The sequence below is a fragment of the Paenibacillus plantiphilus genome (assembly GCF_927798095.1).
Classification (GTDB): domain Bacteria; phylum Bacillota; class Bacilli; order Paenibacillales; family Paenibacillaceae; genus Paenibacillus_Z; species Paenibacillus_Z plantiphilus.
In genome coordinates this window covers 13,726-36,376 of record NZ_CAKMMF010000011.1, presented here as the reverse complement: position 1 = coordinate 36,376, position 22,651 = coordinate 13,726, and the positions used below count along the sequence as shown (strand labels likewise).

The following is a 22,651-nucleotide window of genomic DNA, read 5'->3' as shown; positions in this document are numbered from 1 at the left end:
GGGAAGAGGGATTGTTAAGGAATATATGCAATTGAATATATGACGCTGACCAGAGGAGGCCGTCCCGAAATCGTTGTTGACGATTGGGGGCGGCCTCCTTGCAGTTCTTTTACCGATACCGCCCTCATACCGCTAGCGGACGTCTACTCCTTAGATCTACTAAGTCTTTTCCTCAGTCGCTCGAAGCTGTAATAGATCCATTTGGACTCCTTCGTCAGCAACGGTCCAAGCACAGCAAGAATGAGGACGTACAGCACAGCAAATGATTGAATCGATGCCATTAAGCCGCCCGCTTTACCGATGTTTGCCATAATGATGGAGAACTCGCCCCTTGAAACGAGCGTGAAGCCTACATTAAGAGAGGCTTTTGGCGTAATGCCCGAAATGCGTCCCGCAATCATTCCAGCGCCAATATTGCCGATAATCGTCAATACAACCGCAATCAGCGTCATTCCGATCGCACCGCCCAGGGATGCCGGCTCGATCGTCAGACCGAAGCTGAAGAAAAACAACGCGCCGAAAAAATCCCGAAAGGGCAAGACATGCTGCTCAATCCGCTTTACATGTCTGGACTCGCCAAGCACAAGTCCGATCATTAGCGCTCCGATCGCCTCTGCAACATGCAGCGTTTCCGAGAAACCTGCGACAAGGAAAAGCAACGTCATAATCATTAATAGAAATAGCTCTGATGATTTAATGTTAAGTGCAAGATCGATATACTTAATAATTTTCCTGCCGACAAATAGAAACACCACGATAAACGCAAGAGCAGTCAACGAGATCAGCACAACACCCCAGAAGGAAGTCGCTCCGCTCAGAATCAGCCCCGTCAAAATCGAAATGTGTACCGCAATGAACAAATCATCAAACATGATCATGCCCATAATAATTTCTGTTTCAGGGTTCGCGGTTCTCTTCAAATCGACCAGCACTTTTGCCACTATTGCAGTTGAGGAACTGGTCATTATGCCGCAAACGACTAACGTTTCTTTGATGGGCAATTCGGCCATCCACCCAAGCAGCAGGCCGGACAGAAAGTTTAATGCCACATAGAAGGAGCCTCCGACTATTATAGCTTTGCCCGATTTCAACAGCCGCGCAACAGAAAACTCCAAACCTAAATAAAACAGCAAAAACAAAATGCCTAAACGTCCCATAAATTCGATAAAGGAAGAGCTCTCAATAAACCGCAAATCGATAATCCAAAAATGCGGCGCATGCGGTCCAACAGCCATTCCAATAAGAATGTAAAAAGGAATAACCGAGAAACGAAGCTTGGCTGAAAGCAAGCCTGTCAGCGTAATGAGCGCCAGTGCCATCCCGACTTCAAATATAAGCATCTCCATATAAGCTACAACATTCCGTTCAGCAATAGGTTTTTCAGTTGGTTCAGTTGTTTTCGTTCACCAGCTACAACTAATGTAGTCCCTGCCGTGAACACGTAGTCAGCTCCGGGATTAATCTGATTGGTCTTGTCCTTCTTGACTACAGCAAGGATGGTCGTACCAGTCGTTCTCCGAATATCCAGCTCCCCGATCTGCTTGCCTATACAACTCGACATCGGTTCCAGCCGAATCCACTCAATAATCAAGCTATCCAAGGCGATTTCCTGATTTTCCAGAAACTTAGGCTTATAAGTGATGCCTGCAATGATGGCGGCTACGACTCTTGCTTCTTCATCGTCAAGCGTAACTATCGACAGCAGCTCGTCCGGCTCATCAGGGTCCATATGAAAAATATCCCGTCGTTCATCGTTATGAACGACGATAACCAGCTTCTCTCCGCTGCGGGTGCATAGACTATATTTACGGCCAATACCTGGCAGTTCAGTTTCTCTAAGCTCCATTTGCAACTCCGCCTTTCCGGGAGGGATTATCAGTTGTAAACGTGATTGCAGCGATGAGAACACGCAACGCACCCAATGGCATATCGACGGAGATCAGCTCACCAAGATGTGCAAACGTAGCGGACAAAAGCTTCTGCAGCGTTTGCGTGTACAACGCAAGGAATTCACTCGCTTTTTCCGTACGTTCTTTTCCAGGCACAGCAAAATAGGCGTCGAGAAAACGATTCTTCTCATCACCTGGCAGGACAAGCTGTTCGACTAGTTGTTCCCTTGCACGGGTCAAATCGTTACTATGGTTCATAGTAAACCTCTCCCCCCATGCGCACATTGCTGATTCTGCAACTACAGTCTTTTCTCATGCTTTTCTCCTCCTAAAATAATATAAGGCCTCTGCATAATAGAGGCCTTACATCAAGCTTACCAAACAAAATAAATATGTCCAGCTATTATTTAGCTTTTGTCCTAGTATCTTGACCACATCAAATTAAGTGTATACACACAAGCGTGATGTACAGGCAACGCCCGCCGGACCTCCAATCATGAGCGATTATGAACAGGCTTGCACATGTTCATTCTGTATGATTTTTCGAACATAATGGGTTTCGAGCTTGCTATATTGCGAATTGTATATGATTTATCGCATACAATGGGTTTCGAGCGATGGCGTAAAATTGTCTGTGTACCAAGATTTGTAGCCTAGTCGGGCAACAAAAAAGTAGGGTATCCTCAGGGGTGTCGAAGCCACCAGAGAAAGGACCCTACCGATGACTAATATACCCGAAAATGCACTCACTAATCTATTTGAAAATCTTGTTACGCAGTTCGTGCAGGACAACCTCGAAAGCATCATGCGTGCCGAAATCGCTGCCTTCATGGAGTCAGACGAGTGCGACCGGCATAACAACCGCAACGGCTACTACAAGCGTACACTGCACACGAAATACGGTAACATTGAGGAACTGTCGGTCCCACGGGATCGACAGGGCCATTTTCAGACGCATGTCTTCGAACCGTACCAGCGCCGTGACGGCTGCTAGAGGAGGCTGTTATCCAAATGTACAAAAGCGGTATGGGCACTCGTGACGTCGCACGCTTCATCGAGAGCATGTTCGGCAGCCACTATTCCCCGACCACGGTCAGCAACATTACCGCTACTGTACTCGAAGACATCAAAGTGTGGCAGGAGCGCCCACTCTCCAAGCGATTTTCCGTGATCTACTTAGACGGACTGTACGTCAAGCTCAAGCGCAGCACGGTAAGCGGCGAGGTCATCTACTTCGCCATGGGTATCGACGAGGATGGACATCGTCAGATCCTCGGCTTCTACATCGGCGGCCAGGAAAGCTCGAACGGCTGGCGCGAGGTGTTGAAAGACCTCTATAGCCGCGGGGTTCAGGAAGTGCTGCTGGGCGTATTTGACGGCTTGCCGGGCTTGGACGAGGCTTTCCGAGAGACCTACCCAAAGGCAGATGTCCAGCATTGCATCGTGCACAAGGTCCGTGCGACCTTCCCAAAGATTCGGGTCGAGCACAAGACCGACGTCATCAACGATCTGAAGACGATCTACAACGCGGTCGACCACGACATGGCGCTTGCCGCCTTCGACACGGTGAAGTCCAAATGGGGCAAGCTCTACCCGAAGGAGATGAAGTCTTGGGAGAGCCAGTTGTCGACTTTGCTGACATTCTACAAATACCCAGCAGCGATTAAGAAGGCCATCTATACTTCGAATGCCATCGAGCGTATGAACAAGGAGTTTCGTAAGCGGCTCAAGCCTATGAACAGTTTAACGAACATGGATGCGGCCGAGAAAGTCGTCTACTTGCAGTGTATCGAGTATAACGATGTGTATGCAGAACGCGTCACACCAGGTTTCGGAGTAACGGAAGTCAAGAAAAAGCTTGCCGAAATGTTCGACGAACGCTACCCGCAGCCCGTTGAGTAACCAGTAATTACCGGAAATAGTGGGGGCTTTATCCCCCATCGGCAACATCGTCAGAACATTCGAACATCTTCTTATTCCATCGTCCCGATGGATATCCCTACCGCCTTACACAAACTTCTTGACGCTACCTTTCGAGCTTGCTATATTGCGAATTGTATATGAATTATCGTACACAATGGGTTTCGAGCTTGCTATATTGCGAATTGTATATGAATTATCGTACACAATGGGTTTCGAGCTTGCTATATTGCGAATTGTATATGATTTATCGAACATAATGGGTTTCGAGCTGCTATATTGCGAATTGTATATGATTTATCGAACATAATGGGTTTCGAGCTTGCTATATTACGAATTGTATATGAATTATCGTACACAATGGGTTTCGAGCTTGCCATATTGCGAATTGTGTATGATTTTTCGAACATAATGGATTTCGAGCTTGCTATATTGCGAATTGTATATGATTTATCGAACATAATGGGTTTCGAGCTTCCTATATTGCGAATTGTATATGATTTATCATATACAATCGCGAATTTAGCTTCTTGGAAGCCAAATGTATGTGATTATTCATATACAATGGATCACGCGGGTCCTTTTCATTTACCTCTAGCCAGACCATTAAACGTATAAATTCCCATGAAGGACGCTGCATGTAGCTCTCCAGCTTTATATAAAAAATGAACCAAGCCATTGCCAGTCCGCATAAATGTCCAAGTCCCCTCATAGACATGTTAGCAGAGTCAAGCCTAAACGGTCAGGCCGCCCTGACGCAGTGGGCCGCTACGTTTATAACATTGTGATGAGGGGTGGATCTCATGTTTCGTCGAATCAGTATGGCTTCGGTGATCATCCTGTGCGTCATGGCCTTGCTGGCCGGATGCGGGACCAAGGATGCGGAGTCGGTCGTCAAGGAGCTGGACAAAGTAGTTACGAATATGGAGAGCTATCATGGCAAGGGAACCATGATACTCCATACAGGACAACAGCCGATTGAGTACCAGGTCGAGGTATCGTATCAGAAGCCGCAATACTACCGTATTGCATTAACGAATGCGAAGAAGGATATTACACAGATCGTATTGCGCAACGACGAAGGCGTCTTCGTGCTGACACCGCGCCTCAACAAGGTGTTCCGGTTCCAGAGCGACTGGCCGGCCAATCAAGGTCAAGTATATCTGTACCAGACGCTTATCCAGAGCATCCTGCTGGATAGCTCGCGCCAATTCGTGACCGATAAGGATTCGTATGTGTTTGATGTGATGGCCAATTATCAGAACGGCTCGCTTGCCCGGCAGAAAATCTGGCTGAACAAATCCGATTATGCGCCGCGTCAGGTGGAGGTGAGCGACACGAATGCTACAGTTATGGTGGAGGTGAAATTCGACAGCTTTGAATTTGACTCCAAGCTCGACAAGAGTGTATTTGATACACAGCGTAATATGGGGGACAACAGCTCTGGCGCTCAGCCGACTCTCGCGGATCCAGCCAATGAGGAGGACAGCGGGGCAAATAATGAGTCTGCGACGATTCCGGGCGCGGACGATTCCAATGCGGAGGAAGGGGATGACGAGATCGGTTCACAGCCCGATGATAGCGTAGATGCGCAAGAATCGATGACACCTGCAGAAGAACAGGGAGCCGCGCAAGCGGGCCAGCCGTTCATCGCTATGGAGCCTTCCTATTTGCCGGATGGCGTTGTGTTCAAGGATATGCAGGATATCAAATTCGGCGAGAATGCCGGGGTTATGATCCGCTATACCGGCGCCTACGATTATACGCTGATTCAGACGCAGCCGGGTGATATAGCGGCTTCCATGCTCCCGGGAACGATGGTTGATCTGGGTTTTACGCTAGGCCAGATCAGCGGCGAGGAGCAGAAGACGTTAACGTGGACGAATGAAGGAATGGAGTACCGCTTGACGAGCGGAACGCTTCCAGAATCGGAGATGCTGAAGGTCGCGCAATCGGTTCAGGGCGAGATGAGCAAGTAGCCATCACCGCAACATTTTCCAGTGCCAGAAAGGGCATTGTCTTCCTCAGATTCATTGACAGCTAGAAGCCGTAACGGTTAACATAAGGGCTATGGGTTTAGAGGAGAAGGTGTTGAATGTGGACGTATACTATCGCCCAACAGTAGCAGAAATTTCATTGGATGCGCTTAGACGCAATCTACAGGCGTTTCGCTCCGCAATGCCGCAGGGAACGCGCCTAATGGCTTCGGTGAAAGCTAATGCTTATGGACATGGAGCTGTTGAGACGGCCATGGAGGCAGAAGCCTGCGGCGTTGATTTCCTGGGTGTCGCTTTCCTCGATGAAGCGATCCAGCTGCGCAAGGCTGGTGCGACGATACCGATACTGGTACTGGGTTATGTACCGCCTGAAGGGCTTTCCATTGCAAGGGAATTGAATATCGCAATTGCTCTCTTCAGAGAAGATATATTGGAAGCTGCAGCCGCACTGCCGCCAAGCGGCAAGCGGCTGCACGTTCATGTCAAAATCGATACCGGAATGGGCCGTCTCGGCCTGTTTCCAGGAGAGGCGGCATTAGCCTTTATCGAACGGGCAATGCAGGAGCCTAACCTTTACGTCGAAGGTCTGTTCACGCACTATGCTCGCGCCGATGAGACAGATAAGTCGTACACGAAGCAGCAGTATGAGCGTTTTGCTTCAACTGTACGTCATGTGAAGGAGAGAGGAATGGATATTCCGATCATTCATATGGCGAACAGCGCGGCAGGAATTGATACGCCGGAATGGGCGGGCGGAATGCTGCGGCTCGGCATCAGCATGTATGGATTAATGCCATCTGCTGAGGTGAACCGGCAGCGCGTCCCCTTGGAGCCGGTGCTGACACTCAAGTCGCGGGTCGTGATGGTAAAGCAGGCCCCCCAAGGCTGGGGAATCAGCTACGGCACGAAATATTTTACCAGCGGGGAAGAGCGAATCGGGACGATACCAATCGGGTATGCCGATGGGTTCAGCAGAATGCTGACAGGCAAGGCGGAGGCGCTTGTTCGCGGAGTAAAGGTGCCGGTGCTGGGAACAATCTGCATGGATCAATGCATGATCGCACTGGATGCTGCTGCGGATCGGGACGGTCATCCCGTCGAAGCGGGTGAAGAGGTCGTACTGATTGGCGTCCAAGGCGATGAAAGAATTACGGCCGATGATGTAGCTGATAAGCTGGGCACGATCAATTATGAAATCACCTGCATGCTGGCGGCGCGTGTACCCCGGGTCTATGTACGGGGTGGAGAAGTTGTTGCGGTAACGAACCCGCTTTGCTAATGGAATCCATTACCACTGATTTTTTATTGGAATGGGAAGAGGATTTCGGCGGTTCATCACGAATACTGTAGAAGTCAGTTATATCGTATACACTGGAGCTACATGCGAGTATTGCATATTTGCTATACGGGCAGCATAGATATGAGGGTGTATAATTCGGGCAAAACAAAGACATACTGTTAGTGCGCTTTTTTCTGGAAATGTTTTGGGGGTGCGAGTTCGGTGACCAATGTGCAAAACACCAAAAGGATTATGATCAGCTTGCCGGATCATTTGCTGGAGGAAGTCGATGGAATAGTTGCCAAGGAAAACTCGAACCGGAGCGAATTCATTCGTCAGGCGATGAGGTTGTATTTGATCGAGCGCAAGAAACGCCAAATTCGCGAGTCGATGCAGCGTGGTTATTTGGAAATGGCGAAGATCAACCTGGTTATCGCATCGGAAGCTTTTCAAGCGGAGGAAGAAGCTGACGGCACGCTCGGCCGACTCGTAAGCGGGGTGTAAAGCTTGATCGTAAAACGCGGCGATGTGTTTTTTGCGGACTTGTCTCCTGTAGTCGGTTCAGAGCAGGGTGGCGTTCGTCCAGTACTTGTCATTCAGAATGATATCGGCAACCGGTTTAGTCCGACGGTCATTGTAGCTGCTATCACTGCACAGATTCAGAAAGCGAAGCTTCCGACACATGTTGAGATCGATGCGGATCTGCATGGCTTCGATCGTGATTCCGTCCTGCTGCTTGAGCAGATACGAACCATTGATAAGCAGCGTCTGACGGACAAAATCACTCATCTAGACGATGAAACGATGCGCAAAGTGGATGAGGCGCTGCAAATCAGCGTCGGATTAATTGATTTCTAAATACGAACAGCGATTAACAGGGGGAAGTCCCTGTTTTTTTGTGCTCTTTTTTGACTTTGTTTACCCTGACAGCGGTTGTCAGGGTAAGTCCGCTACAATGGGTCTATAAGCGAGGAACATGGTATGGATAATGAGGAGGAACGAAAATGATGGCACAGCAGAAGAGCAGGCTTGGTTTTGTAATTGCAGGGCTGCTGCTCGGCATATTCGTGGCCGCGATTGATAATACGATCGTAGCGACGGCAATGGGGACGATTGTATCGGACCTCGGCGGCATGGAGATGTTTGTATGGGTAACCTCCGCGTATTTGGTAACGGAAATGGCGGCGATGCCGATTTTTGGCAAGCTGTCGGATATGTATGGACGGAAGCGTTTTTTCATGCTCGGCATATTCCTGTTTCTAATAGGATCGATATTATGCGGAACAGCGGGGAGTATTGTTGAATTGAGCATATACCGCGCAATTCAGGGAATTGGCGGCGGAGCACTAATACCGATTGCTTTTACAGTCATGTATGATGTCATACCACCGGAGAAAAGAGGCGGCATGGGCGGATTGTTCGGCGCTGTGTTCGGCACATCGAGTCTGTTTGGCCCTCTGCTGGGTGCTTATATTACCGACTATGTAGATTGGCGCTGGATTTTCTATATTAATCTGCCTATCGGACTGATATCGCTATCCTTCATATATTTCTTCTACAAGGAATCGATGGAGCATTCCAGACAAAAGATAGATTGGTGGGGTGCGACCACATTAGTCGGGTCTATTATCTGCTTAATGTTCGCATTGGAATTGGGCGGTCAGGAATTTGCATGGGATTCATCGATCATTCTGGGGCTATTCGCGATTGCTGCTGTATTAATGGGCATCTTCCTGTTCGTCGAGACTAAGGCGGCAGAGCCTATTATCTCTTATTCTATGTTCAAGTTCCGTCTGTTCGCATCAAGCACATTAGCAGCATTGTTCTACGGTGCAGCCTTTATTACATTTGCGATGTACATTCCAATCTATGTGCAGGGTGTTACGGGCGGTTCCGCAACGAATTCGGGGTTAATTCTGCTGCCAATGACGCTGAGCTCTGTCGTTTCCGCACAGCTTGGCGGCGTATTGGCGAGTAAAACCTCGTACCGCAATGTGATGATTCTATCAGCAGTCATTTTCCTTATGGGAATCATTCTGCTCGGCACGATTGACCCCGATACCTCCAAATGGCTGCTAAGCTTCTATATGGTTGTCGTAGGTCTTGGTGTAGGCTTCTCATTCTCCGTGCTGGGAATGGCGGGTATCCATCATTTCGATATGCGCCAAAGAGGATCAGCCAACTCGACATTGGCTTTTGTTCGCTCTCTTGGCATGACAGTGGGACTTACAGTATTCGGAATTTTGCAACGAAATTTGCTCTCCAGCAAGATGACGGATAGCCTCCCCGGGGCAGCGGGGGCGGAACAAGGCTCGCTCGGGAATATTCGGGAATTGCTTTCCCCAGAGAAAAGAGCCGAAATGCCGGAGGGTGTGCTGGACACAATTGTTGCCAATCTCTCCTCTTCCATCTCGACTATGTTTATGTGGGCTCTCGTTCCTGGCGGCTTGGCACTTATTGTCGTTCTATTCATGGGCAAGGCGCGTTTGGAAATTCCATCTAAAGGTGCAAAAGACAGCGGCAGCCATCCCGTACAACTAAGCAGCGAGCATTGATGCCGGTCTGAAATATCGCGGGGGACGGTCTCATAAGTAGGCGACTACTTGGAGGCGGTCCCCCGTGCTGTTTGCGCCGGAGGCGGCAAGTTTGCTGCAAAAGCAGAATGTTCTTGTCAAGAATGCTCTTTTTCGGTTGACAGAAAGAGGGAGCTGATATATATTCTAAACTGACATTTAAAACAGTTGTTTAAAACATCTGTTTAACCAAAGGAGAGTCAAGTATAATGGGCAAAGTTATAGCAGCGTTTATGAAGAAGCCAACTACGATCGTTGGTATTATGACAGCGATATTGTTTCAGCTTATTTTCTCAGTCATATGGATGACGGGTTATGATGGTGTTACCGATGTTGATCGGATGAAGGGGCTTCGAGTAGGCCTCGTTGTACAGGATGGGCAGATTGGCCCGGCGATTGCCGACAAGCTTAGCCAATCGTTGCCTGTGCAGACAGAGCAGTTTGCAAGCGAGGAGGAAGCACAGGAAAAGCTAGACAATCGCGAGCTGCAGATGGTTATTACAATCCCTGCTGAGTTCGGGCAATCGATTATGACAGCTGACCGAACAGCGGCTATTCAATACACGATCAATGAATCCAATCCTGCGCTTATACGGAGCATGATGAGCACGATTGCCGCACAGGTCACGTCAACGCTGAACAAGGAAGCGGTTGGACAAGGCGTTCATTCCGTTCTTACGCAGGCGAAGATGCCGGAGGAGCAGGCTGCAGGATCAGCAGAAGCATTATCCGAGCGTGTTGTATCCCATTTGCAATATACGAATAAAGTCGATGGTATGAACAATCAGATGGTGCCGATGATGATGGTGCTAGCTTCCTATGTCGGGGCGATGATCATGGGAATGAACCTGGAGCAATCCTCGATGGCAGTTGCCGCTCAATTTGGCCGCATGAAACGTTTTGCCGCTCGCAGCATCATTAATGTCATATCGGCTGTTGTAGTATCGCTAATCGGCTCCGCGCTTGTACTGTCGCTCGGAGGGCAAGCGGAACAAGGCTTTCTTGCGATGTGGGGCTTCCAATCGCTGTTTGTTCTCACCTTTATGTTTGTTTCGCAGCTGTTCCTGATCTTGTTCGGAATGGCAGGCATGGTATTCAATATCATCATGCTCTCACTGCAGCTCGTATCCTCAGGCGCGATGCTGCCGCGTGAGCTTCTCTCGGACTTCTATATCACGATCGGCAACTATTTGCCAGCTACTTACGCTGTTGAAGGCAATATGAACTTATTGTTCGGCGGTCCGAATGTCTGGTCTGATTCTATAGGTCTGATCATGATCATGTTGGTTGCATTCGCGATCAGCTTGGCTGTAACTGGTTTGCGCAAAGGCCGAGCGTCGCAGCAGCCTGTCCCAGCCTCAACCACTGCGAATGCGAATTTACGCACATGACAGCAGAGGAGCTTGACGTTAAGATGAGGCTGCTGCAAGCAGCCAAGTCGCTATTCGCGAAGCAGGGCTTTGACGGTACGAGTGTCCGGCAGATCTGTGAGGAGGCGGGCGCTAATGTTGCGCTTGTGTCGTACCATTTTGGGGGTAAGGAGAACATATTCCAGGCGTTGTTCGAGACCTTTTTTCCGAATAGGGACATTAAACAATTTATAGAGGAGGATTACAATCCAGTAGCTGGAATCCAGCTCATTATACGTGAAGTGACATACTTTCGTACAAAAGAGCCGGAATTAATCCGAATCCTTCAGCAAGAAATATCGCTGCAATCTCCCCGGATGGAGATCATCCGCAAGTACGCTTTTCCTGTATGGGGAATGCTGAAGATGCTGCTGCGACAGGGGCGTGAAGCGGGTCTGTTTCACTTCAGATCATTGAATAATACGTTCCTTACTGTACTGGGCGGCATATTATTTCATAAGCAGACGGAATATTTCTCTCCCCTGCTTGATGATGAGCCGGTGGACATCGAGATATATATTGATGATATGATATCATTTATTTTGGCTGGACTTGGATATTCACTTACAAAATAGGTGGGATGTCGACATATTTTTTATTATTTGTATAGACAGTCATAAATTTCTCTGTTATTATGGTGACATTATTAAAGAGCAGATAAATATGAACGGCAATGCGAAGAACGCATGCTTGGGCTAGTAGCCCGGCTGCGTTCTTTTTTTGTTGCCGTAAATGGCTGCGGAGAGGAGAGGCGATGAACAGAAAACGGAATTTGACAATAAGCTTATTGGCAGCTTTGATGTCCGGATTGCTTGTGTATGGGGTTTACATGCTGCAATTGCGGCAGGTTCAATTTCAGGACAAGGTAGCTGTAGTTGCAGCGGACAGCTTTGTTCCGGCAGGTGAACGAATAACAGCTGAAATGCTTGAGATTCGAGAGATTTCGCAGGCTTCCTACAATTCCGAGATGCTGCAGAATATGGATGAGGTGATTGGCATGGAAGCCGTTGTACCGCTTGGCTCAAGCGAGCCGCTGCTGCGGTGGAAGGTAGATAAGCACCGGCTGCTTCCAAGCCGCGCTCAATCTACTTTCCAGATACCTCGTGATTATGTGCTGTCTGTCTCCAATGGTATCCGGGCAGGAGACAAGGTCATTCTATATCTGTCAGGCGAGGGTGTGGAATCGTCCCGATTGTTTGCAGAGCCGGTAACGGTCGCTTCTGTGAAGAGTTCCGCCAACATCGAGATTGATGATACAGACAATCCGAACCTCATGTCGCTGGCAAGCGGAGATAAGGAGAAGATGTATGCCTCCAGACGAGACGCGAATGGAATGATTGATTATATCAACTTGAATTTGTCAGAGGAGCAATGGCTGGAGCTTGATACCTTATGCAAGGCTGGACAGAGCAAGCTGGTTATCGCATTCTCTCCACTATCACTGGATATAGAGACGGAGGAGATGCCGTGAGTTCGAATGCGCCGCTTCTTACATTCATCGGCACAACTCCTAATATCGGGACAACGATTGCCGCCTTGGCGACAGCCTGTCGAATTGTTGAGCATACGGATGCTTCGGTCGGATATTTATGCCTGAATTTAAAAAGCGCCAAAGTGCACCGATATGTAGGCGTTGATCAACCGGAGGCGACTTTGGATGCATTGAGGCCAGAGCTTCAGACGGCAGCGCTGGATGGAGAGAAGCTGTTCAGATCCATGCATCATGCGCGTGGAGCTCCGAATCTGCATATCCTCTTCGGCAATGTCATGCGGGATCAGGCGGAGTTTTTTACACCTGGGGAGCTTGATCATTTATTGGATGCCGCAATGAGCAGCTTTGATCTGGTTATTGCTGATGTCGGCGCTTATTGGGACAATGCGGCTACGCTTTGCGCTTTGCGGCGAAGCAGCTCGCGGCTCGTAGTCACGACATCTGCTCTATCCCATTTTCAGGAGGATGGGAAGCGCTGGATCAAGCATCTCTCACCCTTGTTCGGAATTCCAAGCGATGAATATGAAGCAGTTCTTGTACATTCCCAATGGAGAAACGGAGGATTTCAAGTGAAAGATATTTGCAGAGAGCTTGGCATACCATTTATAGGCGAAATGAGTCTGAGTGAACCGATGCTTTCCCAGCTTGACAGCGGCACACTCGACGAATGGCTAACCGAGAATGATCAGGGAAAGGGACTGATGAAGGAGCCGGCAAAGGTGCTTATGCGGCAATATGGCTTGAAGCGCAAACCGGTTCTAACCGCACAGCCGTGGTATAAGAAGCTGCTTGCTCATCGTGGGGAGGTGGGATCGTGATCGGCGGGGATCGGAGATTCTCGGCTGCAGCCTATTCCTCTCAGGTAAGAGCAGAAGAAGCGGTGGATTTATCTGATGATGATGCGCGTGAAGGAGGCGCGCACCGCGATTTTCAGAGACTGGCTGAGGATGTTCGAACCTATTTGGCTATGCCTCGCGGCCTGACGGAAGAGGAACGGCGTCACTACAATGAACAATTGAATCGTGCAGTGCTCGGTTACGCGGAAGAACGAGCGCATATACTGGCGGTCATCTCTGATCGCTTGCTGCGACAGCGTATCCATGAGCTTCCGGGATATGCACATCCGTACTCCTCCTTGTCCGAAGCAATATTCGCTGAAGTTATCGGTCTTAATGTGTTGGAGCTCGTCTTGCATAGCAGGGAGGGACTTGAGGAGATTCAAGTTGTCGGCACTCGCATATTTGAAGTGAGGAACGGCTGCAGCACACCTTCTCTGTACGCCTTCGAAAGCGAGCGGGAAATAGAACGGATCCAGCAGAATCTGGTTCTCTACAATAATGATCGGATTAATCCGCGCAAGCGATGGGCGGAGGTCATGCTGCGTGACGGAACGCGGGTAACGATGACCGGATTTGGTTTTACCGCACAGCCGACGCTTACGCTTCGCTTCTACACGGTGCGCCGCTTCCAGCTTCAGTCGTTATGCGGCTCCCAGTACAAGACGATGAGTGAGCGAATACGAGAGATGCTGCTGGCAGTGCTTCAATCACGTTTCAATGTGGTTGTAATCGGGCCGACCAATTCGGGCAAGACTCATCTGCTTAAAGCATTAATCGGTGAAATACCGGATGAGGAACGGATTATAACGATTGAAGGGCGTCATGAAATGATGCTGCGCCGAGATTTTCCAAGCAAAAATGTCGTGGAATACGAAGCGGATGAGGAGGATGCTCTGCATGGGTCAACACAGGCTTTCAAGCTGGCGCTCAGACAGTCGCCGCAGCGCATCATCCATGCGGAGATTCGTGATGATGACGCGAATATATATGTTCGCGCATGTACGAGAGGGCATTCAGGCAGCATGACAACGGTTCATGCCAACGCGCTGGAGGATGTCCCCGAGGCAATTACGGACATGTGTATGCTGGATGGCCGTGGAATGGATTCTGGACGCTTGACGAAGCGGGTGGCGGAATATGTTACGCAGATTGGAATCGAAATGCGAATGGCGGGCGGGTATCGCCGTATCGTCCGGCTTGCAGAGATAAGCTGGCAGAACGGCGATATCGCAGTGCTCGATTGGGCTGTATTTGATGAGGAGAGCGGGGAATGGACGTACCCGAATGCTCCGTCAGTAAGAGCGGAAGCAAGGATGGATGGGGCAGGAGTAGTGCGAACGGATATGTGGAAGGATGTAAGTGCGGAGATCGTGCGAGAGAATGCTAGCATGGGCAGCACTTTTACGGAGGGGGTCGATTGTTGAAGCTTGCGATTGCTGGACTCACTGCCGGATTGTTCATTTCCTTGTTTATTGTATGCAGACAGCTATTCCTACACGGGTTCATTCGACAGCAGCAAGCAGGAAGGCTGGGCTATCATCAGCAGAATCGGCTGAATGAAAGATTTGCCCGGCATTTGATGCGCTACGAACGAACGTATCGCCATCTGGCGGAGCTGTTGGAGGCTGTGCAGTTATCGCTGCGTCCGGGATCTGTTGTCTTAATAACACTCTTCTTGCTCGTTGCCGGCACATTAAGCGGGGCTTATTTATTCCAAAGTATCAAAGGAGTTCTATTGCTGGGCGGTGTGCTGTCAGCTTCTCCATACGTGCTGCTGCGCATGCTGCTTATACACCGACAGATGGGGACTCGCATCGATTTCTTGCCGGCGGTCGAGTTGTTCTATCAATGCTCTCTAGTGAGTGGAGGCCGGCAGATTCGAATCGCGCTGCAGCGAACGGTTGAAGAGAAACGGCTGCTGGGGCCGATGCAAGCGGTTTTTGAGCAGTTGTATCGCAACATCTCCGTTCGCAGTGACGACGAGGCTAGTCTGCGCATATTTTCCGCTTCGCTGGGCCATGTTTGGGCCGACTATTTTGTCAATATTGTCCGGGCGGGGCTATCGGAGGGGCATCCTATTGCTGACAATTTGAAGGAGCTCATTACTGATATGCGCAAAGCGCGGCGTAGCAATCAGCAGGAGCGGAATAAGATGCTGGAAATTCGCTTGGCGAACTTTTCTCCCCTGTTGTTTCTGGCATTATTTATCGGCATCAATATGAGATACAATCCGGACAATTCCTATTTGTATTATGTTGTTGATCCCCAGGGGCGAAATATGCTGCTTAACGGGCTCGTGCTTATATTCGCTTCATTCTTGATGGGATTATGGCTGTCCCGCAGGAAGATGTGAGATGAAATGATTGCTTTGCAGACGAAGTCAAACTTGCAAGGAGAGGAGTGGATGGCCATCAACGATACAATAGCTCGTATCGTCATGTGGGGGGCGCTTGCCGGGCAGTATGTGGTCGGTTTTGTTTTTGCTGCGGCAATGCTGCGATTACTGGTGGAGCGAAGGCCAAGGTGGGCTCATCTGGCTGCACTGCGATTGAACAACAAGCAGGTATCGGACCGTTTCCTGCAGTGGATGAGAATCAATCGTCTCGCCCCTTATTTTAAGGATCGGGAGAGGCTGCTGGCAGGCTGCGGATATACAGGAGATGCTGCGATGTACGTGGTGGCAAGACGTCTGTTCTTTTATTTGCTCCCCTTATCTATTGCGGCTGCATATGGCATGACCCAGATGCCGAACGGGATTGTTCCCCCGATCATTGCGCCGCTGGCGCTTGCGGCAGCCTTCCTGCTGCTGTTGTGGGACCGTTCTTGGCTCGGAATCATTCGCCGGACAAGATCGGAGAGAATGACCAAGGAGATCTATATTGTCAGCAATCAATTGCTATATTTGGCTGGCTCTTCTCTGCATATTCATACGAAGCTGATGCGAAGCTTGCCCTTCACTCGCGCGATGCGGGCGGATCTGCAAATTTTGCTTGGCGAATGGTATCACGATGCGGAAGGGGCCCTGCGCAGGTTCAAGCTCAGGCTGGGCACAGAGGACGGGCTCAGCTTTGTGGAGACCATTGATTCGCTGCGGCTGCATGAAAGCGAGCAGTATTATCAGCTGCTTCGGGAACGCATTCAGGATTATAAGGAGAAGCTGGAGCTTGCCAAGGAAAGCCGTAAAGAATCAACCTCCTATCTGCTGTTTGTCATTGCGGGAATTCCTATTCTATATACGTTTCAAATTTTTATCTACCCTTGGGTAAGAGAGGGGCAGAAGCTGTTTAGCTCATTGAATTCATAATGCCGCCAATACTACGGAATGGAGGTGTGGACATGCGAAATATTTTAATTACAGTTATGATGCTTGTCGTTGTGGTCATTTTGTTCAATGGGATCGTTTCCAAGGATACTACTGGAACACAGGCCCAAATCGAAACGCAAGGCAACGCTGTGAATACGAAGATAGGTCTTATTAACCCCTAATCAGCGCTGAAAAACTTGGATATCTCAGAAAGGTACAAATCGTTGGGAGGGTGAGGGTTGCGATGCGGGCAATATTGATGTCGGTCTTATTTATTATCGTTGTCGTCGTTATTTATAGTCATGTGACAGAGGGCGATGAAGGAACGAAGGCGCAGATTGAGCGTTCCGGCAGCCAAATGAGTCAATCGATCCAGAGGATCAGCCCGTGAAAGGCTTGCTTGTATTCATTTTGTTCGCTGCTATGCTCTGTTGGTTCATGTTTTCGCCGATCTATAAGCATATCCTTATTGTCCGGCAGGCTGTTATACAGAAGGAGGTTGATTATTTGCTTGAGGTCGGCGCGAACGGCGACTATGGCTATATCAACGAGGCTATGATGCAGCAATCCCGTTTAAGGCTCGCCGATTATGGGATGAAGCCGACAGACCTTCAATTTACAGTGGCGGCAACCAACGGGATGGATGGTACGAATGCCGGCAATCCGCTGCCGCGGGGCGTAGGATTGTCGCTGACAATCAGTTATCCTGTGGAAGGATTATTCGAAATTGATCGGCTTATCGGTCTGGCCTCACCCGCATCGACAGCGCGGCTGCGGGCGACAGGGATGAAGATGAGTGAATATGTTCCGTAATGCTGTGGGGCGGTGTTTGATCGATGTATAAGCTGGTTCTGATCATGCTTATGATAGTCGTATGGATGTATATTCATGCTCTGCAAGTGGATGAGGAAATAGCGATGGGAGCGCTGTTCCAGGGCAAGCATGCGGTTAATCGGGCTGCACATGCTGCTGCTCAGCAGGTCGATGTGCGAGCTCTCGCAGATGGAAGGCTGCATATTGATGAAAGGGCAGCAGCCCTCGCGGCGGGTGAGTATTTGCAGGCCAATCTTCAATTGGATGCTTCAGGAGAACCGCTGCCGGATGCCTTTCTGCGCGAAAGAGTTGAGGTGCTTGTATTCGAGGTCATTAATGATGACAGGTCCTTTCCTTACCAATACAGGAATGCAGCTCATAATTATGAGGTGACGCTTGAACGGCCGGGAGTTGTTATGATCGTCAATGTCATCTATCCTCGTATATTTTCAGTTATTAAGCCAATTGTTTGGCAGATTAAAGGAGCAGCTGAGCTCGTTGCAAGTTGACGGGCAGGCTGCTCTTTTGTTGTAATGGGGGAATAAGCCAAAAAGGGACGGTGCGAGTGTGAACATAATAGTAGAACAACCATTGCTGCCAGAGGAAGTATGGACGCGCATCCATGCCCTGCAGCTGGCTATGCGCCAGGCAGGGGTATCCGCTTTTCTAGTCACTCAAAATGTCAATTTATATTACTTCACAGGCTCGATGCAAGCGGGATATGCTCTAGTGCCGGCAGAAGGCGATCCGATCTTCTATGTACGCAGAAGTGTTGATCGCGCGCGTAAGGAAGCTGCCGTCCGCGTCGAGCCAATGCCATCGCTTCGCACTTTCCGGACAGTACTGGAACATGATTATCCAGTTCACTTTGCGCAGCAAGCGGCTAGAATCGCCACGGAGATGGACGTGCTGCCAGCTCATCAGTTCATGAGGCTTGCCGAAATGATACAAAGCGACGGTGACAGTACTCTCATAGACGGTTCTGCAATCGTGCGCCGTATAAGAATGATCAAGTCGGCATGGGAAATCGGACGAATTGAGGCGGCGGCGAATGTCGTCGCAGAAGCAATGACAGCCTCATTAGGCATGCTAAGGGAAGGGGTAAGCGAGCTGGAGCTGATGGCGCGTATCGAATATGAGCTGCGAATTCGAGGCCATGTCGGCATTATGCGAACGAGAAGCTACAACATGGAGATTATGACGGGGATGCTTGGCTCTGGCGAGGCAGCTGCCGAACCGAGCGCTTTTGACGGTCCGGCTGGCGGTCGCGGACTTGGTCCTGGAGCTCCGCAAAGTGTAAGCCGCAAGCTGATTCAACGGAATGAGCCGATTCTGATCGATGTTGGCTGCTGTGTGGACGGTTATGTCATTGATCAGACGCGTACGGCGGTTATTGGCAGCTTGCCGGATGAGCTGGCAGCAGCATATGCGCATTCAGAAGCGATCATACATGAGGTAGAGCAGCTGATGCTGCCTGGCACTGCATGCGAGACTATTTATGCTGCTTCACTAGAGCTGGCGGCGGACGCCGGTTTATCCTCCAGCTTTATGGGATTTGGGGCGGATCAAGTGAAGTTTCTAGGACACGGCATCGGGCTTGAGGTGGATGAATGGCCGGTGCTTGCCCGTGGCTTCACCGATCTGCTGGCACCCGGAATGGTGCTGGCGGTGGAGCCGAAATTCACATTTCCAGGACGAGGGGTTGTTGGTATCGAGAATACATATCTCATTACGGATGAAGGTCCTCGCCAGCTCACTCGGTCGCCAGAGGGACTAATTATCCTTCCATAGCCCGTCACTCTCACATACAATCAGGTGGTGAAAAAAATAGTTATCAAACCAGTGAACATTATGGCACCCTTCTACGTCTTATTTCGGAACGCCGCTGCTAAAGTGCTGTACGGATGGTTCTTCATAGAGGGAAAAGAGGTCCGTAAGATGACATCGGTTGAGCTGCAAGCTGAAGAGAGCGATGCAATCATTGGGCAGGCTATTCGCGGAGACGAGCAAGCGCTTGCTCGTCTGCTGCGTGATCATTACGCGATGCTGTATCGCTATCTGCTCAAGGTAACGATGAATAAGTCGATGACAGAGGACCTCGTACAGGACACGATGCTGAGAGCGATAGAGCGAATACACACCTTTCAGCGCAAATCCAAATTTTCAACGTGGCTGATCTCGATTGGCACAAGGCTGTATATAGACGAGATGCGTAAAAAGAAGCGTGAGCGTCAATGGCAAAATGATGAGCAGGCTCTTCAGGCAATCAGATTTGACGCAGCCATGAGCAACACGGAATGGCATGATGCTTTGGATGCTCTGGGCAAGCTTTCCTACGACATTCGGCTTCCAATATTGCTCAAGTATTATTACGGCTACGCTTATGAAGAGATTGCACAGTGGTTGAACATTCCCATAGGCACAGTGAAATCGCGATTGCATAACGGACTCAAGCAATTAAGAAAGGAACTGAACAGCGATGAGCAGACGCAGCGGCAAGTCTATCCTTAACAATTGTAAAGAGGATCGGCAAATACCCTCCCATGAGCAGCAGGGAATTTCGGATGAGCAAGAGCGCGAAGCCTTGTTTCAATCGTTGGCTGAGGAGCCCCTGAATCAATGGGATCATTCCATTGCACCTGATATCCCCTCATTAGAGTCGATCAGTCAGATGATCAGCAGTCATAAAGAAGTCGTGCGCTCGCGGTTATGGCGGGATCTGCTGTTGTTATGGGGAATTGGCAGTTTCATTATTACAGGTCTGATGTTTGTCCTGTACAGCAGCCTTCAGGTGTTCCTGTTCGTGCAATTGGGTACTCTTGGCGCGGCAGGCCTGATTCTGCTGCGTGCTTCATTCCGCAAGGAGGGGCGCCGCAAATGGACACATTAGATATTTGGATTCTAGTACTAGTGGGGATTGTATTGTTATGTCAATCCTCCTGGTTATTTATCGATGCGCGCAGTCACAGCCGCTATCCTTGGTTATGGGGGCTGTGGGGATTGATTCAAGCCCCTACGCCTCTTATCGTATATTGGCTGGTCGTCCGCATTGACTGGTCGAAGCGAAAGCGCGAGCGCGAGTGAAACGGATAGACGCCGCAGCCACAATATTTGCTGCCCGAGGAGGAAATAAGAGATGGACGCAATAAGTTCAGAGAAGCTGTTGATTCTTATAGCGCCGTTAATTGTGCTTCAACTGCTGCTTATGATTATCGCGCTTGTTGTATGTGCGCGGTCTAAAGATGTGAATGGTCCCAAGTTGCTGTGGGTGTTGATTATTCTGTTTGGCAATCTGATCGGCTCCGTCCTGTTCTTTGTTTTTGGAAGGAGGTCGTCCTAGCATATGGCGCTGCTAACAGTTAAAGGGCTGACCAAATCATTCGAAAGCACCCAAGCGGTGAACAGTATTGGCTTCACCATACATGAGGGCCGTTGTGTAGCGCTTCTGGGGCCTAACGGCGCAGGCAAAACAACTGCAATCCGCATGCTGACCGGTTTGATTGCCCCAACATCGGGCGATATCGAATTTCATGGCATCGGGCCAGGGGCTGACCGCAGGTCGTTAATCGGCTTCTTGCCTCAGGTCCCGGCATTTTATAATTGGATGACCGGCCGTGAATTTCTTATCTATGCCGGTAGATTATGCGGCCTGAGTGCGAAGGAAGCGCAGACCCGCAGCAGCGAGCTGCTGGAGCGCGTCGGAATCGCGTCAGCGGCGAAAAGAAGGATAGCCGGTTATTCCGGCGGAATGAAGCAGCGGCTCGGGCTGGCTCAAGCGCTTATCCACCGCCCGAAGCTGCTCATTCTGGACGAGCCGGTCTCAGCGCTCGACCCGATCGGGAGACGAGAGGTTATGGAGCTGCTTCGCAGTCTGAAGCTAGAGACGACCGTTCTATTCTCGACTCATGTTCTTCATGATGCGGAGGAGCTTTGCGATGACGTGCTCATTATGAGAGCGGGGCGAATCGCGGTTGGCGGATCAATTCAAGATATACGCAGCGAGCATCGCCAGCCGATTCTGTCTCTGGAGATTGAACAGGACGAGCATTCACGCAAATGGCTTCAGAACTGGCTGAAGACTCCTCCGGCATATGTGAAAACTTATTCTGCCCTGAGCGGAGGGGTGCGCCTTGTCGTTGACGATGTGAATGCCGCAAGAAGAAATTTGCTGGCTGAGCTGGTGGAGTCCGATGTTCGAATGACAAAGCTGGAAATCGGCCATACAACACTTGAGGATTTGTTTATGAAAGCGGTGACCGAATGATGAGCCAATGGTTTGTACTTTACCGCAAGGAGTGGCTTGAGCTTATTCGCAGCGGCAAGCTGATATGGGTTCCCGTTGTTTTCATTCTGCTGGGCGCATCACAGCCTATAGTGAGCTATATGCTTCCAGAAATTATCGCTGGAGCTGGCAATATGCCGGAAGGAACAGTTATCGAGCTTCCAACACTGACAGCAAGCGGGGTGATGGTACAGACTTTGCAGCAATTCGGTACGCTGGGACTGCTGATCATCGCCTTGATTTCAATGGGGACCGTCTCAAATGAGCGTCTTAGCGGGACTTCCGCAATGATTCTGGTGAAGCCGGTTGCCTATTCATCCTTTGTAACAGCCAAATGGGCCGCCATGCTGACAATTACTGCAATCTCATTTGGACTTGGGTACGGAGCGGGCTGGTATTACACGGCTGCATTGTTTGGTAGCGTGAGCCTGCTGGCTGCGGCAGGCAGCTCCCTATTATTTGGATTGTGGCTGGGCTTCGTCGGCACTGTAACGATACTGTTCAGCACATTGCTGCGCAGCGCTGCCGCTGCGGCATTCAGCGCATTGGGAGCGGCAGCGCTATTGTCCATTGCGACCACGCTCCTGCCTAAGGCGCTGGCGTGGAGTCCGGGCAAATTAACAGAGCTGGCTGCTGCTCAGCTAATGAGCGGCCATGCAAGCGGATTATGGCCCGTTGTCTCCATCACAATCATTAGTATAATTGCGGCGCTTGCGCTTGCTGTCTGGCATCTTCGCCAGCATCCTTCAATCGAAGCGGTATAATAAAAACGTCCGATTCAAGCTGTTCTTACCCTCCTAATTTGTCTATGAAGCCGCTGTGAATTGGACTTCGCTACTTTTTTTTAGTAGGAT

The 22,651-nt window shown here is 49.9% G+C and carries 26 protein-coding genes and 1 pseudogene; 24 read left to right on the top strand and 3 right to left on the bottom strand.

Annotated elements, in window-relative coordinates; genetic code table 11:
* Positions 1–143: 143 nt before the first annotated feature.
* The 3 genes from L6H65_RS11400 to L6H65_RS11390 are packed head-to-tail and all read right to left on the bottom strand — an operon-like array spanning position 144 to position 2,147.
* The gene (locus L6H65_RS11400) at positions 144–1,346 is read right to left on the bottom strand and encodes a cation:proton antiporter (RefSeq protein ID WP_236342072.1); all 1,203 of its coding nucleotides are present in this window, start codon (positions 1,344–1,346) and stop codon (positions 144–146) included.
* 5 nt (positions 1,347–1,351) lie between these two features.
* On the bottom strand, positions 1,352–1,846 hold the full coding sequence (locus L6H65_RS11395) for a cation:proton antiporter regulatory subunit (RefSeq protein WP_236342069.1): 495 nt from the start codon (positions 1,844–1,846) through the stop codon (positions 1,352–1,354).
* On the bottom strand, positions 1,836–2,147 hold the full coding sequence (locus L6H65_RS11390; RefSeq protein WP_236342067.1) for a hypothetical protein: 312 nt from the start codon (positions 2,145–2,147) through the stop codon (positions 1,836–1,838). Before L6H65_RS11390 ends, L6H65_RS11395 begins: the two co-directional genes overlap by 11 nt.
* A gap of 463 nt (positions 2,148–2,610) precedes the next feature.
* Here L6H65_RS11390 and L6H65_RS11385 point away from each other — a divergent pair.
* The 24 genes and pseudogenes from L6H65_RS11385 (at position 2,611) to L6H65_RS11270 (ending at position 22,561) form a co-directional block, all read left to right on the top strand.
* Positions 2,611–3,791, top strand: a pseudogene (locus tag L6H65_RS11385) (IS256 family transposase).
* An 821-nt stretch (positions 3,792–4,612) separates the two neighbouring features.
* On the top strand, positions 4,613–5,788 hold the full coding sequence (locus tag L6H65_RS11380; RefSeq protein WP_236342065.1) for an outer membrane lipoprotein-sorting protein: 1,176 nt from the start codon (positions 4,613–4,615) through the stop codon (positions 5,786–5,788).
* Positions 5,789–5,906: 118 nt separating this feature from the next.
* Complete coding sequence (gene alr, locus L6H65_RS11375; protein WP_236342063.1) at positions 5,907–7,085, top strand: alanine racemase; 1,179 nt, start codon at positions 5,907–5,909, stop codon at positions 7,083–7,085.
* A 222-nt stretch (positions 7,086–7,307) separates the two neighbouring features.
* Complete coding sequence (locus L6H65_RS11370) at positions 7,308–7,589, top strand: CopG family ribbon-helix-helix protein (protein ID WP_290370383.1); 282 nt, start codon at positions 7,308–7,310, stop codon at positions 7,587–7,589.
* A 3-nt stretch (positions 7,590–7,592) separates the two neighbouring features.
* Positions 7,593–7,943 carry a type II toxin-antitoxin system PemK/MazF family toxin gene (locus L6H65_RS11365; RefSeq protein ID WP_219873669.1) on the top strand — a complete coding sequence of 117 codons (351 nt, stop codon included), beginning with the start codon at positions 7,593–7,595 and terminating at the stop codon, positions 7,941–7,943.
* 149 nt (positions 7,944–8,092) lie between these two features.
* Positions 8,093–9,640, top strand: a complete 1,548-nt coding sequence (locus tag L6H65_RS11360; RefSeq protein ID WP_236342553.1) for an MDR family MFS transporter — start codon at positions 8,093–8,095, stop codon at positions 9,638–9,640.
* A 227-nt stretch (positions 9,641–9,867) separates the two neighbouring features.
* Entirely contained in the window at positions 9,868–11,049 is a 1,182-nt protein-coding gene (locus L6H65_RS11355) for a YhgE/Pip domain-containing protein (RefSeq protein ID WP_236342062.1), read from the top strand.
* Positions 11,050–11,072: 23 nt separating this feature from the next.
* Entirely contained in the window at positions 11,073–11,642 is a 570-nt protein-coding gene (locus tag L6H65_RS11350) for a TetR family transcriptional regulator (protein ID WP_236342061.1), read from the top strand.
* Positions 11,643–11,821: 179 nt separating this feature from the next.
* On the top strand, positions 11,822–12,538 hold the full coding sequence (locus tag L6H65_RS11345) for an SAF domain-containing protein (protein ID WP_236342060.1): 717 nt from the start codon (positions 11,822–11,824) through the stop codon (positions 12,536–12,538).
* Positions 12,535–13,377 (top strand): CpaE/TadZ family protein, encoded by an 843-nt coding sequence (locus L6H65_RS11340; RefSeq protein WP_236342050.1) that lies wholly within the window; start codon positions 12,535–12,537, stop codon positions 13,375–13,377. The genes L6H65_RS11345 and L6H65_RS11340 overlap by 4 nt, the downstream gene beginning before the upstream one ends.
* Positions 13,374–14,822 carry an ATPase, T2SS/T4P/T4SS family gene (locus L6H65_RS11335; RefSeq protein WP_236342048.1) on the top strand — a complete coding sequence of 483 codons (1,449 nt, stop codon included), beginning with the start codon at positions 13,374–13,376 and terminating at the stop codon, positions 14,820–14,822. Before L6H65_RS11340 ends, L6H65_RS11335 begins: the two co-directional genes overlap by 4 nt.
* On the top strand, positions 14,819–15,751 hold the full coding sequence (locus L6H65_RS11330) for a type II secretion system F family protein (RefSeq protein WP_236342046.1): 933 nt from the start codon (positions 14,819–14,821) through the stop codon (positions 15,749–15,751). The genes L6H65_RS11335 and L6H65_RS11330 overlap by 4 nt, the downstream gene beginning before the upstream one ends.
* A gap of 51 nt (positions 15,752–15,802) precedes the next feature.
* On the top strand, positions 15,803–16,702 hold the full coding sequence (locus L6H65_RS11325; protein WP_236342036.1) for a hypothetical protein: 900 nt from the start codon (positions 15,803–15,805) through the stop codon (positions 16,700–16,702).
* A gap of 32 nt (positions 16,703–16,734) precedes the next feature.
* Positions 16,735–16,884, top strand: a complete 150-nt coding sequence (locus L6H65_RS11320; RefSeq protein ID WP_236342034.1) for a hypothetical protein — start codon at positions 16,735–16,737, stop codon at positions 16,882–16,884.
* Positions 16,885–16,946: 62 nt separating this feature from the next.
* Entirely contained in the window at positions 16,947–17,093 is a 147-nt protein-coding gene (locus tag L6H65_RS11315; RefSeq protein ID WP_236342026.1) for a hypothetical protein, read from the top strand.
* A complete protein-coding gene (locus L6H65_RS11310; protein ID WP_236342024.1) occupies positions 17,090–17,515 on the top strand; it encodes a hypothetical protein in 426 nt (141 codons plus the stop codon). Before L6H65_RS11315 ends, L6H65_RS11310 begins: the two co-directional genes overlap by 4 nt.
* Positions 17,516–17,538: 23 nt before the next feature.
* Entirely contained in the window at positions 17,539–18,024 is a 486-nt protein-coding gene (locus tag L6H65_RS11305) for a hypothetical protein (protein ID WP_236342016.1), read from the top strand.
* Between the two features lie 58 nt (positions 18,025–18,082).
* On the top strand, positions 18,083–19,306 hold the full coding sequence (locus tag L6H65_RS11300) for a M24 family metallopeptidase (RefSeq protein WP_307728328.1): 1,224 nt from the start codon (positions 18,083–18,085) through the stop codon (positions 19,304–19,306).
* A gap of 147 nt (positions 19,307–19,453) precedes the next feature.
* Positions 19,454–20,026, top strand: a complete 573-nt coding sequence (gene sigY / locus L6H65_RS11295; protein ID WP_236342013.1) for an RNA polymerase sigma factor SigY — start codon at positions 19,454–19,456, stop codon at positions 20,024–20,026.
* Complete coding sequence (locus tag L6H65_RS11290; protein ID WP_236342004.1) at positions 19,995–20,405, top strand: DUF5345 family protein; 411 nt, start codon at positions 19,995–19,997, stop codon at positions 20,403–20,405. The genes sigY and L6H65_RS11290 overlap by 32 nt, the downstream gene beginning before the upstream one ends.
* Positions 20,393–20,599, top strand: coding sequence for a sigma-Y antisigma factor component (locus L6H65_RS11285; protein WP_236342002.1), 207 nt, complete (start codon positions 20,393–20,395; stop codon positions 20,597–20,599). The genes L6H65_RS11290 and L6H65_RS11285 overlap by 13 nt, the downstream gene beginning before the upstream one ends.
* Before the next feature lie 52 nt (positions 20,600–20,651).
* The gene (locus L6H65_RS11280) at positions 20,652–20,855 is read left to right on the top strand and encodes a PLDc N-terminal domain-containing protein (RefSeq protein ID WP_236342000.1); all 204 of its coding nucleotides are present in this window, start codon (positions 20,652–20,654) and stop codon (positions 20,853–20,855) included.
* Positions 20,856–20,858: 3 nt separating this feature from the next.
* Positions 20,859–21,779 carry an ABC transporter ATP-binding protein gene (locus L6H65_RS11275; protein WP_236341998.1) on the top strand — a complete coding sequence of 307 codons (921 nt, stop codon included), beginning with the start codon at positions 20,859–20,861 and terminating at the stop codon, positions 21,777–21,779.
* Positions 21,776–22,561 (top strand): ABC transporter permease, encoded by a 786-nt coding sequence (locus L6H65_RS11270; protein ID WP_236341996.1) that lies wholly within the window; start codon positions 21,776–21,778, stop codon positions 22,559–22,561. Before L6H65_RS11275 ends, L6H65_RS11270 begins: the two co-directional genes overlap by 4 nt.
* Positions 22,562–22,651 lie beyond the last annotated feature (90 nt).

Excerpts from the sequence above, each read along its gene's own strand:
- L6H65_RS11400 (WP_236342072.1), bottom strand. The coding sequence starts at position 1,346 with ATGGAGATGCTTATATTTGAAGTCGGGATGGCACTGGCGCTCATTACG.
- L6H65_RS11395 (WP_236342069.1), bottom strand. The coding sequence starts at position 1,846 with ATGGAGCTTAGAGAAACTGAACTGCCAGGTATTGGCCGTAAATATAGT.
- L6H65_RS11390 (WP_236342067.1), bottom strand. The coding sequence starts at position 2,147 with ATGAACCATAGTAACGATTTGACCCGTGCAAGGGAACAACTAGTCGAA.
- L6H65_RS11380 (WP_236342065.1), top strand. The coding sequence starts at position 4,613 with ATGTTTCGTCGAATCAGTATGGCTTCGGTGATCATCCTGTGCGTCATG.
- L6H65_RS11360 (WP_236342553.1), top strand. The coding sequence starts at position 8,093 with ATGGCACAGCAGAAGAGCAGGCTTGGTTTTGTAATTGCAGGGCTGCTG.
- L6H65_RS11355 (WP_236342062.1), top strand. The coding sequence starts at position 9,868 with ATGGGCAAAGTTATAGCAGCGTTTATGAAGAAGCCAACTACGATCGTT.
- L6H65_RS11350 (WP_236342061.1), top strand. The coding sequence starts at position 11,073 with ATGAGGCTGCTGCAAGCAGCCAAGTCGCTATTCGCGAAGCAGGGCTTT.
- L6H65_RS11345 (WP_236342060.1), top strand. The coding sequence starts at position 11,822 with ATGAACAGAAAACGGAATTTGACAATAAGCTTATTGGCAGCTTTGATG.
- L6H65_RS11325 (WP_236342036.1), top strand. The coding sequence starts at position 15,803 with ATGGCCATCAACGATACAATAGCTCGTATCGTCATGTGGGGGGCGCTT.
- L6H65_RS11320 (WP_236342034.1), top strand. The coding sequence starts at position 16,735 with ATGCGAAATATTTTAATTACAGTTATGATGCTTGTCGTTGTGGTCATT.
- L6H65_RS11315 (WP_236342026.1), top strand. The coding sequence starts at position 16,947 with ATGCGGGCAATATTGATGTCGGTCTTATTTATTATCGTTGTCGTCGTT.
- L6H65_RS11305 (WP_236342016.1), top strand. The coding sequence starts at position 17,539 with ATGTATAAGCTGGTTCTGATCATGCTTATGATAGTCGTATGGATGTAT.
- sigY (WP_236342013.1), top strand. The coding sequence starts at position 19,454 with ATGACATCGGTTGAGCTGCAAGCTGAAGAGAGCGATGCAATCATTGGG.
- L6H65_RS11290 (WP_236342004.1), top strand. The coding sequence starts at position 19,995 with ATGAGCAGACGCAGCGGCAAGTCTATCCTTAACAATTGTAAAGAGGAT.
- L6H65_RS11285 (WP_236342002.1), top strand. The coding sequence starts at position 20,393 with ATGGACACATTAGATATTTGGATTCTAGTACTAGTGGGGATTGTATTG.
- L6H65_RS11280 (WP_236342000.1), top strand. The coding sequence starts at position 20,652 with ATGGACGCAATAAGTTCAGAGAAGCTGTTGATTCTTATAGCGCCGTTA.
- L6H65_RS11275 (WP_236341998.1), top strand. The coding sequence starts at position 20,859 with ATGGCGCTGCTAACAGTTAAAGGGCTGACCAAATCATTCGAAAGCACC.
- L6H65_RS11270 (WP_236341996.1), top strand. The coding sequence starts at position 21,776 with ATGATGAGCCAATGGTTTGTACTTTACCGCAAGGAGTGGCTTGAGCTT.